This window comes from Enterobacter sp. BIDMC 26 (assembly GCF_000534435.1).
GTDB lineage: Bacteria > Pseudomonadota > Gammaproteobacteria > Enterobacterales > Enterobacteriaceae > Enterobacter > Enterobacter ludwigii.
The window spans coordinates 772833-788829 of the sequence record NZ_KI973182.1 but is presented as its reverse complement, the minus strand read 5'-3'; the positions used below and the strand labels follow the sequence as shown (position 1 = coordinate 788829).

Below are 15997 nucleotides of genomic sequence, written 5' to 3'. Positions count from 1 at the left end.
ACAGATACAACCATACAATCATAAAAGAATCATTTACTTTTCATTCCTTCTACTTTATCAAAGTCAGGAAAAGTTGAACCGTCAGATACAACTGTTCCATCCGGGTATATTATAGTGGGATGAGAGTCATCCGTTTTTTTTCTTGGCTCTAAATATCTAACAACTTTACTTTCATCAATCATTGGCATATATGATATCGCTGTCGCCCCCTCCGCCCTATAAGAAAAAAATCTTTCCTTTGCAAGAAAGGTTAGCTCATTTTTTTGCCTTACCAAATGCCACTCTCTTATATATGGATAATATTTCGGAGTTAACCTAACATCCCCCTTCACGAAGGTGAACTGACCATTTCTTGATGCATCGTTATCAAATGCAATCGTTGCACCTACTGCAGCTCCAGGAGCAAGGTCTTCTCCAAGATGCGTTGCATCTATATACTCAATTCCTAAATTGAACTCGCTTAATGTCCAGTCACATGACCCACCGCCTCTCATCGCAACCTTAGCAATCCAGACATCGCTTTTACCCTGCTGCTCGAGCGGGATTTTCGTTCCGTTATAGCTCGGTTCAGTGACCGACGAACCATCAAAACCACTGGTCCTGTTTTTAAGACATTTATGCGAAATGTAAGTCACCTCAAGTGGAAAAGGTTTGGTATAACGCGATGGGTTTTTAACTTCAACATTCACCCACTTCGTGTCTGAAGGCGGAGAAAGTGTTTTATCCATTGCCTGTGCGCAGCTATTCAAAATAAATGCAGACAGACAAACAGCGATAATTTTTATCAACTTATGCATTTTCCATATCCTCTTCTCCATACAAAGCAATACGTTCCAGAGCGTTACCACCATCTTTCATTAAGAGTGTCGTGTTTAATGCCACATCAAGCCTATCTTCCAACAAGAGAAACAATTCATTTCGCTTAAGCTCAGTGTCGGGAATATATTTTTGTTCTTCCGAAATTTGATCTTTAAATTTCACAATATTTTCAGCATGCTCAGTAAAGTGTTTCTTCTTACTCAGACCTTATTTATCAATCAAACCAAGAATTTTGTTATTAATGTAAGGCATATAAGATGTCATGAAGTGCTCCCCAAAATTTAAATCCGCTAATCTGGATGGGTTTTGCTCTTCAGGAAAATATTTACTTAAATCATGTGCCGTTAATGATTTTTTATATTCATGCTGTTTTTCCCCAGCTTCTTCAGATTCCATCTCTGCAAATGATGGTACCAGATAAAGCTTTGCTGTAATTGGTAGCGGGCCACTCAAAGTTATACATCCAGCTGGTTCAGGAAAACTAATTTTACACTCTTTCCATTCTCTAAATTGCGTTGCCGTGAAATATGCAACGATTTTCCCATGATGCCAAAAACAATCCCCCCAAGATTTCAATTGATATGCCATCAATTCACCTACGGCCCAAGTCATACCTAATAATGCACCAACTGGTCCCCACATATTGTATAACTCATTGTCAACATTAGCTTCAGGTGGAACAGCAGGAACCGGGTCATTGTCATTAACATGGCGGTAGTGAGTTATGCCGGATAACTGCTGGACAGCATTTTTTGTAAATGTCCGAGGCATTCCATATGTATAAATCTTTGGATCTAAACTTCTTAGCCTCACTGAGTGGATCAAAGCTAATGCACCGCCTAAACTATGACCGCATATAAACAATTTCAAGCCACCAGCTAATTGCTCTAACTCTAGCATTTGGTCATCAAATTTACGTTCAACTCGGCAATAGCCACTCCAAAAACCATTATGGACTTTTCCGGCCCAAAGCAATTCGGTGCATGCTGTCTTATCCACATTGCATGTTTTAGTATTTACCGGAGAAAATGAAAGACCAGTTCCAACGTCATATAAACTTGCTGTGCCGCGCCATGAAACTATGACTTTATCTGATTTATAAACGTAATATAACTGAGTATCGCCATCGGCTTTGCCTGTAGTACTATTATTTTTCGGAGTACTCCCGCCATCAGATGAAGATCCACCGGTATTTTTTGATGTATCCATAAATACCGGTGGATTATAGCGATCGCTATAGGGAACATCACATACAAGGGCATTGTAAGTATTGCTACCTTTATGAAACTTTGGTAATTGCTTTAAGTCCTGACATTGACTTATGAAAAAGCGGGTTATTGATTTTTCATCAAACACATTATCATCTGCATATGCCAGGCAAGCCCCTCCGCCTAAATTTATAGCATTAGCCAGCGAATAATCTTTCTGATGATGTAAGACAAGTTCCCACGCCCGGAATGGGCATATTTCTATTACATGACGTTTTTCAAGCTGATTTGACCTTATCGTCAACCCTTTCATAACCTTGTCTGCCGGAAAATGAAATGGCGGCCACACTTCTCCTTTTCGTAGTTTAACGGAGGGAAGGGTACGGCAAAGTTCACCGATAACTACATAGTGCCAGATATACCCTTTCTCTTCAACTTCAGGACGCACAATAGAATCATTTTCCGCATCGCGACTAACGCGTAAGGCACGTTTTTCCATTTCCGTAGCCAGCTGATTGCCATCTAACGTCAACCTCAGTTCCAGCCCATGCGGCATATCGACTCTGATTATCCCGTCAGTATCGCTCTGATCAGAATAAGTGAATCCCTCCACCGGCCCGGTAACTGGATGAGAACTTTCCACAGTCCATGGCATATTCGCCACAGGTTCGCCCTGCTCATCAACCAGTTGAAATTCTACCCAGTAGGGTTTTTGCTTTCCAGCCGTAGCTTTTGCCTCTGTATGTGTCACGGATGTCACTAATGAACTGCCTGCCATAAATATCCCTCTTTATTCAGATGTAACAAAAATTTATGAGCCTTGTTCTCTTGTAAGATAAAATGTCCCAATCTTAATTATCTCTGACAAGAATACAGCGGCAATAAATATCACTCCAACTTTGATTGACATAGTTTTGAAGAACCATGGCAATATTGATATAGAAGGGATCATGAAGAATAGTCTGAATGGTGTTTGAAAATAAACTACCCAATTCACATACTTCCACTTTTTTAAAAGCATTACAGCAGAAAAAACAATCGACATATTAAACAGCAATGAAGATAAAAAAAGGACTAGCGAATAAAACTCTTGCTGTGGATAAATATTGCCAAAAGACAATATATCAGAAATTAAAGGAATTCTTCCCTGAGAGATATTCAGCCAGATAAATCTGGCAATATAAAAGAGATCAAACACCCCCCAAAAATATAATATATAGTTCTGATTTAATCTTAACTTCATTTATTTCCCTCATACATATCATCAGCGGTCGTTGGTTGCCAGTGCCAAGACTGACCCGTAACAGCCCAGGAATCGTCACCTTCCAAAAAAGTTTGTGTTATCTTTCGCTGTTGGCCATAACGATGTACTACAGATTGCTGCTCCATCTCGTCTGTAACATCAGATGGCAAAGGCTGCCATTCCTGAATCTTATCTCTTTTCGTATTCATATAGTCCTTCCCTTCAGAACCAAAAACACGCCCCTCATCTCCCATAGAGGTTAAGCGGTTGATTGCCATAATTGCAGTATTCTTCAACCCGTGATAATCATGATCATCAGTAACCCAATGCCCAGGTCCTTCATCCTTTTGCTCACGTGGAAACTCGATTTTTACATTACCCGGTGTCGAGGAGTAAAACGGTGCAGTCTTTCCTGACGAGTCAGATATTCCTTCAAGCACCTCGCCATCTGGAGAGGTTACTTTATAACTCGTGAATGGTTTGATATCCCCTGATTCAGGATCGGTAACAGTAAACGATCCGCCATACCCCTTAAGGAAAGTAAGAGGTGGAGTATCAAGTGTTGCAGGTCCCGTTTGATTAACATTGGCCGCTTTCAGTAAAATATTTCCCGAACATCCCAGTTCAATATTCCCGCCGCTAAGCTTTATATAAGCGCCACCACAACTTAAAACCAGCTCCTGGCTGGCATTCACCTTTACACTTCCCTGACCACTGGTGATGGTGATGTCCTGTAGCGCCGAGACATTCATGGCATCCGCCTGCGCCTGAATATCAACCTTCCCTGCCCCGGCATACATTTTCATTCCTGCAGCCTGTGCAAACAAACTTACAGCCTCGCTTGCCGCTACAGTGAACGATTGCCCGGTACTGATATCCGTGTTTTTACCTGACATGAGGCCAATACTTGCCCCGCCTGAAGCAAGCCGGACAGCCTCAGGACTGAGAATGCCTATTCCAGCGGGAGCACTGGCCAGCATTCCTGGCATTTTCAGATATTTCAGTGAGCTGTTTAGCGTCTTTTGGCTGTCGATGTCAGATACTGTCGCCTGTGCCCCTTTCGCAGCAGCCTGGAGGCTTCTTGCCAGCGTGAGTGCCTGCTCCAGTTGTTCTACAGCCCTGTCCATTTCAAGCATTTTACTGCCGACGTCAGGCTGAGCATCTGCAGTAAGCAGAATGCCCTTACCACCACGAACGCTGACCCAGTCGTTAGTGCGCAGCTCCGCCCCTTCGCCACGAAGAACCCTGGAAGCATTGACGTTGTGCCCTAAATTAAGTTGGGTCTTACCTCCGTATTCTGTACTGAGCTTGACGTGCTCTTCGCCGCGCTTGTCCTCCATCCGCAGTTTGTTCAGGCCAGCTGTGCGGATAACGTTACGCGTGCTGTTGGCTTCAGTGACGTGGTCAACGTGGCGGGAGTCGTGGAGGGCGTGAGCGATGTATGGACGGTCTGGGTCACCTTCATGGAACGCAATGGCGACTTCAGTACCCTGTATCAGCGGAAAGTGAAAACCGTACTTGTCGCCTCCATAAGGTTTGGCAAAGCGTACCGGCATACTTTCCATGCCCTGACGCTTGTCGTCACGGTCAGCATCAAATTTCACCCGGTACATGCCTGATGCATCCTGCCAGGCGTAGATGTCGTTATCTTTGGCGCTGGTCACGCGGGCCGTCAGGGTGCCGCTGACCACCGGGCGCTTTTTAGCAGCAGGCCGCCAGCAGCGGTTCTCGTAGTAAGGCATCGCTACCCATGCCACCTTCAGGGCATTCTTACGGCTGGCAGAGTAGCCAGTGCGGATAATAACAACACCGTTCTCCGTTTCGCGGGGCAGTGTTGGTGGGATAGCCATTTCGGTGATGGTCAGCACCTGCGCCGGCCCCAGGGTGTGGTCGGTGCTGCTGCCGGTTACCGTGGTCTGGGTGGACAGAAAGCGCTCATGCTCCAGGCGCGCCCAGAAGTTACCGGTTTCTGCCGCCGGCGTGATTTTATCGCCACGTTCAAGGTGACGTGGCCGGTAGTGATACACATCACCGTAAGTATTCCCCTCCCCGTCGCCGCGGGTCATGTCAGCCGGTACTGAAGTCAGGATGTTCTGGGCTTCACGGTGGTTATAGTCACTGGCCGTGACAGAACGCTCCACCACGTTCTGCTGAACGTTAACGCCCCACACCGATTCGGCAGCATTATCATTCATCCCTGACGGGCTGCTGAGAGGTAGCGATTTGCCAAACGTCCAGGCGCTCTGCTTGTCAGCAAAGTGCACCACTTCAGTTTGCGTGTCCGGCTGCAGAGTGAAGAAGTAGAAAATCCCAACCTCGGCCAGCAGGCGTTCGATAAACTCCAGGTCACTTTCCTGGTACTGGTTTATCTGTTCCCGTTTTGGGTAAGTTTGTTTAAGCTTGAACTCATACTCCCATCCCTTCAAACCATGCTCGCCAAGAATTTGCTCTACCACTTCCGGCACTGATTTGTTGACGAAGAAACGGTGAGTACGAAACTGATTGCCCAACAGCGCCAGAAACGGCTCCAGCACGATGCAGTACTGCGCTTCATCCGCTGAACCGCCCGTACGCTCGAAATGCGTCACTACTCCGTGAACCACCTTGCGCGCCGTCAGGGAAAGCAGATTACCCGCACCCATGGTCAGCGTCGCTGGCTTGCTCAGCATCTGCCGGGCATCAATGTTCTTGTCGGCACTGGTGAAGTTGATGGTGTACTTGTACAGTGAACTCATCGCTTCTGAGCCGCTGAAACCTTCCACGTCAATATTTGCCGCACACGACGGAATATCCAGTTGGTAACGGTTTAGCGGGGTATAGATTAAACTGCTCAGTGTATCTGTCAGACTCACGCTCTTGACTCCGTGTAATATTTCTACATCCTTAATGACCAGTGACGGAAAGAAAGACAACGATATAAGGTTTAAATTATTTTATTTAGCTACTCCACCGTATAGCCACGTTGTCTCTATGCCTGTTGGTGGGACGTTGTAAATATCTTCCTGATTGATTTTCAGGGGATGACAAAACCGTAAGGTTATTCATCATAAACATATGTATAAGCAAACCGATATATAAGATAGCCTGCAAAAAATTCTGCTATCGAAAACATACCCCAGATGTATCTGGATTCGCTTGAAGATAAGAAAAAAAACCAAATAGTAAATGCAATACCAGAAACACCCAGCCCCATCCCTGCCCCGCGAATTAATCGGGAAAGGATTGCCAGAAGAATCACCTTGATTTTCATAAGCCTCCAAAAAAGTATTCGCATACTTTATCAAACTCGGCAGGATTTCTGTCTCCTATTTCACAAGCTGTATCAAAAGGCTTAACGATATCTTCGACAATAAAATAAAGAAGATCCAGGTCACCCCGACATTGGAGTTTATTGTGCAAAACAGGATTTCTGTCTTCGAGGTCTCTTGATGTATAAATTGCTCTGGATGTTTCAGCACCAACAGATAACAATAAGCCCGCCAAACTTCCTGCAAAAAAGGCTGATACACCTCTGGATACTATTGCTTCGCCCAGCTTTACCCCCGTTAGTTCAGTAAACGCCATTTTCCCCATAAACGAACCGGAAACATTTTTCACGATAGAAGATATCTTTTCGGCGTGAATGCGTGAAATAAAATCTTCGAGAGAGGTCTTAATGATTTGCTCAATAACCTGATGATTAAATACACCCTTTTTAACTAATCGCGCCAGCCTGAACTTATCATCCAGATTATCTCTGCGATGCTCAGTATCAATGAAATCATACCCCAGATAGGCAAGACTGACTGGAAATGAAATAAACCCTTTTCCTATTGCCCCCCAAAAACCGGACCCATCGATATTAATGGCCTCAAGCATATCTCTGGCAATCTCTTTTGCGCTGTCCATATCACTCCCCCTCTATTACAGAGCCAGAGCGCACATCAAACTCTAGCCCGATGCCCTCTTTCTCACTCCATCCCAGAGTCAGGGAAGCGGATTTCTGCTTCGCAGCCATGTGTCTCAGCAACTGCTGACTCAGCACCGGCAGAATTTGTTGATTGAGCAGGCTGTCGACGTTACGCACGCCGGTATCCGGCAGCAGTCAGAGCGTCATACAGGCTCTCTTCAATTTTCGTGGACAAGCCGTCATGACGATGCAGGCGCTTGCTCACCTGAGCGAGCTTCATTTCCACGATGGTACGCATGGCAGCCTCATGTAGCGGGCGGTAAATCACCGTCTGGAAACGGGCCAGCAGCGCCAGCTGAAAGTGGTCACATAAAATCGCAGCAGTTCCTGCAGATCGCCTTCGGTGGCGTCCGGCTGTTCATCCAGCAGTTGCATCAGGTGGTCGCTGCCGGTTTACATCATTCGATGGAAATTAACCCCCGGAATTAATAGCGGACGCATTCCATTCACCAGCATGTCGACACAATATTTATTTTTGAGTATTTGTCTGAAATGAAAAAATTTCGGATAAGACCCAATAGCTGGAGTGTAGGAACGTTCCCCACCCGATCGGAAATCAAAAAATGTAACAAAATGTTTCCCAAAGAAATCCTGATGGCCAAAGATCATCTTTCTGATTTATAAGAATTTTCTTGCATACCCCTTTAACCCTTATGAAATAAGTGTGTACAGTAAGTGATCAATTTAATTTAGGGACAACTTTGTATAAAATCTCATCAATCACATGAAATATCTGATTTTGTACTTTTATCAAAAAATGAAAGGCAGAACGTGCCTGCCTGTGTGAAAAATTGGCGACATTTACTGGCCTTCACCGTTTTTATTATTTATTTAAATGGGTCTTATTATTTTCATCAGAAAAACAAATATCACAGGGGATTTTTGCATGTCTCACCCCAGTACTCGTGATATGTACATCTCAGGTATCGTTCGAGGAGTGGGTACGACCTTGAACAACAACCTTTGCTGTGTAGCTTGAAAAAATTCGGAAGGGTGTCGATCGTTCCGTAAGTTATATGCATAAGGGCGTACCTGTGAAGCTGGTTCCCTTAGATCGTGTGGCTACATCCGATAACCATGAAAATGTAACCAGACGACTGAATGCTCTCACTGATGAAAACAGGCATTGCAATCGTTATGAAGATGAGATGTTTGCTATTAACTATTTTGAGAAGGGAACGACTCACGTCATTAAACGACCAGAGCGGGTGGATAACCCCAATGACATCATCGCTGGCAGTATCCTGGAACACCAGGAGCAAGATGTAACAGATGCCGGTTACTAATCCGTCCGATGGATTCTTAGCCCCACCGACACAAGCCAGACGGCAATGGCATACTGAAAATCGACAAAAACAAAAAACCCAGGTCGCATAACGACCTGGGTTTCAAATTTGGCGGAAGCGTAGAGATTCGAACTCTAGAACCCTTTCGGGTCGCCGGTTTTCAAGACCGGTGCCTTCAACCGCTCGGCCACGCTTCCAAAGTGAGGCGCACTATAAACATCTATTAGCGCCTTGTAAAGCAGGAATTTTTCTATTTTTTTCTGCGGGTGCTATCCATGCCCCTTAAAAGCAAAAAGCCCCGCGATATGACTATCGCGGGGCTTTTATGTCTGGCGGAAGCGCAGAGATTCGAACTCTGGAACCCTTTCGGGTCGCCGGTTTTCAAGACCGGTGCCTTCAACCGCTCGGCCACACTTCCTAAGTGAGGCGAACTATAAACACCTCTCCGCATGCTGTAAAGAGTGACCGCATTCGTTCGCTTTAAAAATAGCCAAAACGCGTTTAATCGGTTGAATAGACAACGTATCGGCCATTTTATCAGCATAAAATTCAGCGTTCATGCTCAGTGTTTTTTGATATACATGTCCTTGGTGAAATAGTACCCCAGTTTGTCCGGCGTGAATCCTCCCACCCACGGTTTGACCAGGTGCGTACGGACATAGTGATATACCGGAATGGCAGGCACATCGCGCGCCAGCAAATCTTCCGCCTGCTGATAGAACTTACCGCGCTCTGCCGGCGTTTTGGCTTTCGCGGCGTTCACCAGCGCCTGGTCATACTCCGGATTGCTGTACTGGCTGGTGTTTTCGCTGTCACCGGTACGGAAGTTGTTCAGGAAAGTGGCAGCATCGTCGTAATCGGCAATCCAGGCGTAGCGCACTGCGTCGAAGTCGTGGGTATGCATCGTATCGAGCATCGTTTTCCACTCCTGATTTTGCAGCTTCGCCTCCACCCCAAGGTTTTTCTTCCACATCGAACTGGCGGCAATCGCGATGCGCTGGTGCGATTCAGAGGTGTTATAGAGCAGGTTAAAACGCAGCGGATGGCTGGCGTTAAAGCCTGCTTCGGCCAGCAGCTTTTTCGCTTCTTCGATACGTTTATCCATCGGCCAGCTGGCATAGTCCGGGTTCTGGAGCGTCACACCGCCAATATCTGGCTGGCTGATAAGCCACGCCGGACGCTGCCCCTGCCCTAATACCTTCCCGGCAATGATCTCTTTATCCAGCGCCATGTTCAGCGCCTTACGTACACGCGCGTCGTTGAATGGCGGCCGGGTGGTGTTGAATTCATAGTAATAGGTGGCAAGCTGCGGGGAGACATCCAGCTGGCTACCCAGGGTTTTCTTGAGCTGGGCAAACTGGTTGATCGGCACCGTATAAACAATATCGATTTCACCTGCTTTAAAACGGTTTACATCCGAGGCCTCGGAGGTGATCGGCAGATAGGTCACCTTATTGATAACGGTATGTGCGTTATCCCAGTAGCGCGGGTTACGCTCCGCCACGATGCGCTCGTTAACCACCCACTGCGACAGTTTATACGCTCCGCTGGTGACGATATGCTCCGGTTTGGTCCACTTATCACCAAACCGACCAATCAGCACCTTATCCACCGGCACCAGCGACGGGTGGGCCAGCATGGCAAGGAATGCGGCATTAGGTTGAGTCAGCGTGACCTCAAGCGTGGTATCGTTAATGGCTTTTACACCCAGCGTATCCGGTGCTTTTTTCCCCTGAGCGATATCAGCGGCGTTAACAATATGCATGTTGCCCGGATAGCTGGCATACGGTGAGGCGGTTTTGGGGTCTGTCAGACGCTGCCAGCTCCAGACCACATCCTTCGCGGTAATCGCGGTGCCGTCACTCCATGTGATGCCTGGACGCAGATGAAAAGTCCAGACGGTGTTGTCTTTGTTCTCCCATTTTTCTGCCAGCCGTGGCTGAATTTCACCAGTTGGAGAAACGCTAACCAGCCCTTCGAAGATATCGCTGATAATATTGAATTCGACATCGCTTTCGACTTTATGCGGGTCGAGTGAGGCCGGTTCATTACCGTTGTTTCTGACCAGTTCCTGTTTATCCGCCAGCTGTGTTCCTGCTGGCACGTTAGCCGCCCAGGTCGCCGTGCTGGCGCACAGGATCCCTGCCGTTAACAAAGAGAGTGTAAAGCGCGTGCGTGCTTGTGGTTTCATTTCCTTCGCCTTATTGTCTGTTTTTTGACGATCCGGAAATAACACTTAGCGCTCAAAGTGTAATAACGCAATATTTTTCAGTAACCTATAAGAGCTTGATCTGAATAAATGAAGCAAACCGTTGTTCATTCTGCTGAAAAGGTTTTCTGAAGAATAAACAACCAGCAGTAACGCTAACGTCCTGAGTAAAGATGGGTAAAACCACTTTGAGACTGGCGCGCCGTTTCCTATTCTTTCCGCTAATTACATCTGTCATAAGAGAGTGACTCATGGATCGTATAATTACTTCTTCACGCGACCGCACATCGCTACTCAGTACCCACAAGGTGCTGCGCAATACCTATTTCATGCTCAGCCTGACGCTGGCATTCTCGGCGATGACCGCAACGGCCAGCACCGTGCTGATGCTGCCGTCACCGGGTCTGATCCTGACGCTGGTGGGGATGTATGGTCTGATGTTCCTGACCTACAAAACTGCTGATAAACCGGTGGGTATTCTGTCCGCGTTCGCCTTTACGGGTTTCCTGGGCTATATCCTGGGGCCCATCCTCAACGCCTATCTGTCCGCCGGTATGGGCGACGTGATTGGCATGGCGCTGGGCGGTACCGCGCTGGTGTTCTTCTGCTGTTCGGCCTACGTGCTGACCACCCGTAAGGATATGTCCTTCCTCGGCGGTATGCTGATGGCAGGTATCGTGGTGGTGTTGGTAGGTATGGTGGCAAACATCTTCCTGCAGCTGCCTGCCCTGCACCTGGCGATCAGCGCCGTGTTTATTCTGATTTCATCTGGCGCAATCCTGTATGAAACCAGCAACATCATTCACGGCGGTGAGACGAACTACATCCGCGCCACCGTGAGCCTGTATGTATCGCTGTACAACATCTTTGTCAGCCTGTTGAGCATCCTGGGCTTCGCCAGCCGCGATTAATCAACAATGCTGTGAACCAGAGCCCCGCTTATGCGGGGCTTTGTTTTTTGGTACACTGCTGCGGTTTTTGACTGACGCGTGAATGACTATGTTGAGTTTTGAAGGTAAAGAGATTGAAACTGATAACGACGGTTATCTGAAAGAGAGCAGCCAGTGGAGCGAGCCGCTGGCGGAAAAAATCGCCGAAAACGAAGGTATCGCCCTCTCCCCGGAACACTGGGAAGTGGTGCGTTTTGTGCGCGAATTCTATCTCGAATTCAACACCTCCCCGGCGATCCGCATGCTGGTCAAGGCAATGGCCAATAAATTCGGTGAAGAGAAAGGCAACAGCCGTTACCTGTATCGCCTGTTCCCGAAAGGCCCGGCAAAACAGGCCACCAAAATCGCCGGCCTGCCAAAACCGGTGAAATGCATTTAGTAGCGAATACCGAAGTTAACGTATTCCCGGCCGGGTTGATGGGGTTCGGTTAAAACCTTATCAACCCGCGCGCTGCGCGGCCCACCTGCTTTCAGCCACGCCACCAGCTTTTCAACCTGCTCCGCATCACCACAGGCAACCACCTCAACGCTGCCATCATCCCTGTTTCGCGCGTATCCCGTGAGCCCCAGTTGCATAGCTTCGCGCTGCGTGCTGTAACGGAATCCGACGCCCTGAACCATGCCGTGTACCCAGGCAATTGTGCAGATTTTTGACATTTTTCTACTCCTTAACGTAGCGTTTTCGGCAAACAGCCATAATGTTGCCGGAAACGGGCAGTAAAACGAGAGCTGGAAAGATAACCACATTGTAATGCGATTTCGCCAATAGGTAACCGGGTTGACTGTAAGTGTGACAGCGCAACGGCCATCCTCACCTCCTCAACAATCTGGCGAAAACTCTGCGACTCTTCGCGTAACCGTCTGCGTAGTGTCGGCACGCTCAATGCCAGGCGGCTGGCAACATCCTGTGCAGTCCAGGCCCTGGCGGGCGACAGCATGATGAACTGCCGCACCTGCTCGGACAGGTGGCTATTACGCTCTATAAGCAACGGCCCTGCGACGCCGTCATGTAACAATGCCAGCAAAAGGCCGAAAGCCTGATGCTTTTGTAACGCCTCCGGTAAATCCTGACGCACGGCATGCAGCAGGTTACCCCACATAAATGCCAGCCCCTCACTCAGGGGAGCACAGAGGGAATGTAATTCTGTGCGCGGCCAGGATTTCAGGTAATGCGTTTTAAACTCCGCCAGAAGCTCCGGTGACAACATCAATAAGTCAGAGCGAAAGAGACCATTCGCGGGTTGATTTATGATCTCCAGCGGCATATTGGCGGGAATAATGATCAGCGACGCTTTCGTCGCCACCAGGCGGTTATCGTCCTGAACAATCACTTTACTGCCGTGAGTGATATGGCAAATGGCAGGAAGAAAGAGTTTAACCTGGTGCAGGTGATGCATTTTACTGGCACTCACTTCACCAGCCGTCAAATGTTTATGTTGAAACTGGACTCCCTGCACCATGCCATCCTTATCTGCTGTAGGTAACGGTTAAGCTGGCCTTTGCCAGGACGTGACTGTTAAGCATAAAACCCACCAGCGCGCCGCTGGCATTCCTGTCGACAGGCAATTTATCCACATCCAGCGCCCAGACGGTAAACTGATAACGGTGCGGCTTATCCCCTTTGGGCGGACATGCGCCGCCGAAACCAGAATAACCGAAATCATTACGCCCCTGCACAACCCCGGCCGGTAATGTCTCACCCTTCGGGTTTCCGGCATCGGCGGGAAGCGTCAGCGTCTGGAGGGGAATATTGACCACCGTCCAGTGCCACCATCCACTTCCGGTAGGGGCATCAGGGTCAAATACCGTGACGGCAAAACTTTTCGTCCCGACAGGCGGATTTTTCCACGCCAGTTGTGGAGAGTGATTCCCACCGTGACACCCAAACCCGTCAAACACCTGCTGTTGCGACAACGGGCGTTCACTGGCCAGATCCTGACTGCTGATGGTGAAAGACGATGCCGCTAAAACATGAAAACTGACCACCACCAGGGTGGTTACTGCTATCGCACGGCGCTTTTTCATTTGTGTTTCCCTTTGCTATACCGGAAACCCTACTGTAAAGCCCACTGCAGCGCAGTACTGTGCCTAAGCGATTTGATTTTGTGCCGAAACGCTCAAAGGCATCCGCAGATGATTGCGACTTGCTGAATGTGCTACTCTACGCGCCATTTCCCTGGAATCGACAGAATAGCAAATTATGAGTGTACGTTTAGTGTTAGCCAAAGGGCGCGAGAAGTCATTATTGCGCCGCCATCCCTGGGTCTTTTCCGGTGCAGTAGCCCGTATGGAAGGCAAAGCCAGCCTCGGAGAGACCATCGATATCGTTGACCATCAGGGGAAATGGTTAGCGCGAGGCGCATATTCGCCAGCGTCCCAAATCCGCGCTCGCGTCTGGACCTTTGATAAAGATGAAACGATCGATATTGATTTCTTCGTTCGTCGTTTACAGCAGGCGCAGCAGTGGCGTGAGTGGCTGGCAAAGCGTGACGGTCTGGACAGCTACCGTGTGATCGCCGGTGAGTCTGACGGTCTGCCTGGCGTGACGATCGACCGCTTCGGTAACTTCCTGGTACTGCAACTGTTAAGCGCAGGGGCTGAATATCAACGTGCTGCGCTGATCAGCGCGTTGCAATCGGTTTTCCCGGAATGCGCCATTTATGACCGCAGTGATGTGGCAGTGCGCAAAAAAGAGGGCATGGAGCTGACGCAAGGTCCGGTCACCGGTGAACTGCCGCCTGCCCTGTTGCCAATCGAAGAGCACGGTATGAAGCTGCTGGTGGATATCCAGGGCGGCCATAAAACGGGTTACTACCTGGACCAGCGTGACAGCCGCCTGGCCACTCGCCAGTATGTTGCCGACAAACGCGTGCTGAACTGCTTCTCCTATACCGGCGGCTTCGCCGTCTCGGCGCTGATGGGCGGCTGTGCCCAGGTTGTCAGCGTTGATACCTCTCAGGAAGCGCTGGACGTGGCGAAACAAAACGTCGAGCTGAACAAGCTGGATCTGAGCAAAGCCGAGTTTGTTCGCGATGACGTCTTCAAACTGCTGCGTAAGTATCGCGATCAGGGCGAGAAATTCGACGTCATCGTGATGGATCCACCGAAGTTTGTGGAGAACAAAAGTCAGCTGATGGGTGCCTGCCGCGGCTATAAGGATATCAACATGCTGGCCATCCAGTTGCTGAACCCGGGTGGAGTGCTTCTCACCTTCTCCTGCTCCGGCCTGATGACCACAGATTTATTTCAGAAAATCATCGCTGATGCCGCAATAGATGCTGGTCGTGATGTACAATTTATAGAACAGTTCCGTCAGGCAGCCGATCACCCGGTGATCGCTACCTACCCGGAAGGGCTGTATCTGAAAGGGTTTGCCTGTCGCGTCATGTAACTTGAAAAGAGAAATATTGCCCGCACATAACGTGTAAGTAGTGTTTCCCGGGAGGTGACTATGATTGCCAGCAAATTCGGTATCGGCCAGCAGGTCCGCCACACTTTGCTAGGGTATTTGGGTGTGGTCGTGGATATCGACCCGGAGTATTCCCTTGATGAACCGTCAGCGGATGAGCTGGCGGTTAACGCAGAGCTTCGCGCCGCGCCCTGGTATCATGTGGTGATGGAGGGGGATGATGGACAACCCGTTCACACCTACCTTGCTGAAGCGCAGCTGAGTAGCGAACTGCAGGATGAGCATCCAGAGCAACCCACGATGGATGAACTTGCTCAGACTATCCGCAAACAGTTACAGGCCCCGCGCCTGCGGAACTAAGCGTGTAAAAAAAGCCCGATAAACGGGCTTTTTTTTATGACTTCGCCAGCCCCAGACGGGGAATCTCAATCGCCGGACATCGGTCCATTACCACCGTCAGACCGGCTTCTCGCGCCAGCACCGCCGCCTGCTCGTTAATGACACCCAACTGCATCCACAGCGTTTTCGCGCCGATGGCGATGGCCTCTTGTGCCACTCCCCACGCTGCCTCGGAATTGCGGAAAACATCCACCATGTCGACTTTTTCAGGTACCTCGTTCAGCGTGGCGTATCCCTGCTGACCCAGTAAGGTTTTACCGGCCACTTTCGGCGACACAGGGATGACGTGATAGCCCTGATCGAGAAGGTATTTCATCACCCGGTAGCTTGGGCGATCCGGTTTATCGCTTGCCCCTACCAGTGCAATCGTGCGCGTCGATGTCAGAATCTCGGCAATTTCGTTCTCTTTCATGGTTTTCCTCCAGGCTTTTTTATGAGTGTACGTCAAAGCGCACATCTCAACCATGCATCCCATGCAGATGCATGAGGGCAAAACGGCAGAATATGTCTATATGTTAGTAAACG

17 protein-coding genes, 2 tRNA genes and 1 pseudogene are annotated in these 15997 nt (G+C 48.8%); 5 read left to right on the top strand and 15 right to left on the bottom strand.

Features of this window, described 5'->3' with window-relative positions; genetic code table 11:
- Positions 1–29: 29 nt before the first annotated feature.
- The 8 genes and pseudogenes from L462_RS19600 to L462_RS24140 form a co-directional block, all read right to left on the bottom strand.
- Complete coding sequence (locus tag L462_RS19600; RefSeq protein WP_032677826.1) at positions 30–797, bottom strand: hypothetical protein; 768 nt, start codon at positions 795–797, stop codon at positions 30–32.
- On the bottom strand, positions 790–981 hold the full coding sequence (locus L462_RS25455; RefSeq protein WP_233093471.1) for a hypothetical protein: 192 nt from the start codon (positions 979–981) through the stop codon (positions 790–792). Before L462_RS25455 ends, L462_RS19600 begins: the two co-directional genes overlap by 8 nt.
- A gap of 45 nt (positions 982–1026) precedes the next feature.
- The gene (locus L462_RS19605) at positions 1027–2805 is read right to left on the bottom strand and encodes a lipase family protein (protein ID WP_255358175.1); all 1779 of its coding nucleotides are present in this window, start codon (positions 2803–2805) and stop codon (positions 1027–1029) included.
- A 33-nt stretch (positions 2806–2838) separates the two neighbouring features.
- A complete protein-coding gene (locus tag L462_RS19610; protein ID WP_032677825.1) occupies positions 2839–3270 on the bottom strand; it encodes a hypothetical protein in 432 nt (143 codons plus the stop codon).
- The gene (locus L462_RS19615; protein ID WP_254067909.1) at positions 3267–6122 is read right to left on the bottom strand and encodes a type VI secretion system Vgr family protein; all 2856 of its coding nucleotides are present in this window, start codon (positions 6120–6122) and stop codon (positions 3267–3269) included. Before L462_RS19615 ends, L462_RS19610 begins: the two co-directional genes overlap by 4 nt.
- A 185-nt stretch (positions 6123–6307) precedes the next feature.
- Positions 6308–6520, bottom strand: a complete 213-nt coding sequence (locus tag L462_RS24145; RefSeq protein WP_072031437.1) for a hypothetical protein — start codon at positions 6518–6520, stop codon at positions 6308–6310.
- Positions 6517–7158: a hypothetical protein gene (locus L462_RS19620; RefSeq protein WP_032677824.1), complete on the bottom strand. Its 642-nt coding sequence runs from the start codon at positions 7156–7158 to the stop codon at positions 6517–6519. The genes L462_RS24145 and L462_RS19620 overlap by 4 nt, the downstream gene beginning before the upstream one ends.
- Position 7159: 1 nt before the next feature.
- Positions 7160–7609: pseudogene (locus L462_RS24140) on the bottom strand (type VI secretion system ATPase TssH); the annotation flags it as partial.
- 644 nt (positions 7610–8253) lie between these two features.
- On the opposite strand from L462_RS24140, the gene L462_RS19625 reads away from it, so the two are divergent.
- Entirely contained in the window at positions 8254–8505 is a 252-nt protein-coding gene (locus L462_RS19625; protein WP_323133841.1) for a DUF4942 domain-containing protein, read from the top strand.
- Positions 8506–8614: 109 nt separating this feature from the next.
- Here the strand turns inward: L462_RS19625 and L462_RS19630 are convergent.
- The 3 genes from L462_RS19630 to L462_RS19640 form a co-directional block, all read right to left on the bottom strand.
- Positions 8615–8702: transfer RNA gene (locus L462_RS19630), tRNA-Ser, on the bottom strand.
- 133 nt (positions 8703–8835) lie between these two features.
- A tRNA-Ser gene (locus L462_RS19635) sits at positions 8836–8923 on the bottom strand.
- A gap of 144 nt (positions 8924–9067) precedes the next feature.
- Complete coding sequence (locus tag L462_RS19640; RefSeq protein ID WP_032677822.1) at positions 9068–10696, bottom strand: ABC transporter substrate-binding protein; 1629 nt, start codon at positions 10694–10696, stop codon at positions 9068–9070.
- Between the two features lie 269 nt (positions 10697–10965).
- On the opposite strand from L462_RS19640, the gene yccA reads away from it, so the two are divergent.
- Positions 10966–11625 carry an FtsH protease modulator YccA gene (gene yccA, locus L462_RS19645; RefSeq protein WP_014169445.1) on the top strand — a complete coding sequence of 220 codons (660 nt, stop codon included), beginning with the start codon at positions 10966–10968 and terminating at the stop codon, positions 11623–11625.
- Positions 11626–11713: 88 nt separating this feature from the next.
- The gene (gene tusE / locus L462_RS19650; protein ID WP_020884782.1) at positions 11714–12043 is read left to right on the top strand and encodes a sulfurtransferase TusE; all 330 of its coding nucleotides are present in this window, start codon (positions 11714–11716) and stop codon (positions 12041–12043) included.
- On the opposite strand, the gene yccX is transcribed toward tusE, so the two are convergent.
- Genes yccX through L462_RS19665 form a run of 3 tightly spaced genes read right to left on the bottom strand, consistent with a single transcriptional unit; the run spans position 12040 to position 13689 of the window.
- On the bottom strand, positions 12040–12321 hold the full coding sequence (gene yccX / locus L462_RS19655; protein WP_020884783.1) for an acylphosphatase: 282 nt from the start codon (positions 12319–12321) through the stop codon (positions 12040–12042). The genes tusE and yccX overlap by 4 nt on opposite strands.
- An 11-nt stretch (positions 12322–12332) precedes the next feature.
- Positions 12333–13124: a helix-turn-helix transcriptional regulator gene (locus L462_RS19660; protein ID WP_032677821.1), complete on the bottom strand. Its 792-nt coding sequence runs from the start codon at positions 13122–13124 to the stop codon at positions 12333–12335.
- Between the two features lie 7 nt (positions 13125–13131).
- Positions 13132–13689 (bottom strand): kinase inhibitor, encoded by a 558-nt coding sequence (locus L462_RS19665; protein WP_032677820.1) that lies wholly within the window; start codon positions 13687–13689, stop codon positions 13132–13134.
- 175 nt (positions 13690–13864) lie between these two features.
- Between L462_RS19665 and rlmI the strand changes: the two genes are divergently transcribed.
- Together rlmI and hspQ are read left to right on the top strand one after the other, a co-directional pair.
- Complete coding sequence (gene rlmI / locus L462_RS19670) at positions 13865–15055, top strand: 23S rRNA (cytosine(1962)-C(5))-methyltransferase RlmI (RefSeq protein ID WP_032677819.1); 1191 nt, start codon at positions 13865–13867, stop codon at positions 15053–15055.
- Positions 15056–15115: 60 nt separating this feature from the next.
- Positions 15116–15433, top strand: coding sequence for a heat shock protein HspQ (gene hspQ, locus L462_RS19675; RefSeq protein ID WP_013097248.1), 318 nt, complete (start codon positions 15116–15118; stop codon positions 15431–15433).
- Between the two features lie 34 nt (positions 15434–15467).
- On the opposite strand, the gene L462_RS19680 is transcribed toward hspQ, so the two are convergent.
- The gene (locus tag L462_RS19680; protein WP_025204532.1) at positions 15468–15884 is read right to left on the bottom strand and encodes a CoA-binding protein; all 417 of its coding nucleotides are present in this window, start codon (positions 15882–15884) and stop codon (positions 15468–15470) included.
- Between the last annotated feature and the right edge of the window lie 113 nt (positions 15885–15997).

Excerpts from the sequence above, each read along its gene's own strand:
- L462_RS19600 (WP_032677826.1), bottom strand. The coding sequence starts at position 797 with ATGCATAAGTTGATAAAAATTATCGCTGTTTGTCTGTCTGCATTTATT.
- L462_RS19605 (WP_255358175.1), bottom strand. The coding sequence starts at position 2,805 with ATGGCAGGCAGTTCATTAGTGACATCCGTGACACATACAGAGGCAAAA.
- L462_RS19610 (WP_032677825.1), bottom strand. The coding sequence starts at position 3,270 with ATGAAGTTAAGATTAAATCAGAACTATATATTATATTTTTGGGGGGTG.
- L462_RS24145 (WP_072031437.1), bottom strand. The coding sequence starts at position 6,520 with ATGAAAATCAAGGTGATTCTTCTGGCAATCCTTTCCCGATTAATTCGC.
- L462_RS19620 (WP_032677824.1), bottom strand. The coding sequence starts at position 7,158 with ATGGACAGCGCAAAAGAGATTGCCAGAGATATGCTTGAGGCCATTAAT.
- L462_RS19640 (WP_032677822.1), bottom strand. The coding sequence starts at position 10,696 with ATGAAACCACAAGCACGCACGCGCTTTACACTCTCTTTGTTAACGGCA.
- yccA (WP_014169445.1), top strand. The coding sequence starts at position 10,966 with ATGGATCGTATAATTACTTCTTCACGCGACCGCACATCGCTACTCAGT.
- tusE (WP_020884782.1), top strand. The coding sequence starts at position 11,714 with ATGTTGAGTTTTGAAGGTAAAGAGATTGAAACTGATAACGACGGTTAT.
- yccX (WP_020884783.1), bottom strand. The coding sequence starts at position 12,321 with ATGTCAAAAATCTGCACAATTGCCTGGGTACACGGCATGGTTCAGGGC.
- L462_RS19660 (WP_032677821.1), bottom strand. The coding sequence starts at position 13,124 with ATGGTGCAGGGAGTCCAGTTTCAACATAAACATTTGACGGCTGGTGAA.
- L462_RS19665 (WP_032677820.1), bottom strand. The coding sequence starts at position 13,689 with ATGAAAAAGCGCCGTGCGATAGCAGTAACCACCCTGGTGGTGGTCAGT.
- rlmI (WP_032677819.1), top strand. The coding sequence starts at position 13,865 with ATGAGTGTACGTTTAGTGTTAGCCAAAGGGCGCGAGAAGTCATTATTG.
- hspQ (WP_013097248.1), top strand. The coding sequence starts at position 15,116 with ATGATTGCCAGCAAATTCGGTATCGGCCAGCAGGTCCGCCACACTTTG.
- L462_RS19680 (WP_025204532.1), bottom strand. The coding sequence starts at position 15,884 with ATGAAAGAGAACGAAATTGCCGAGATTCTGACATCGACGCGCACGATT.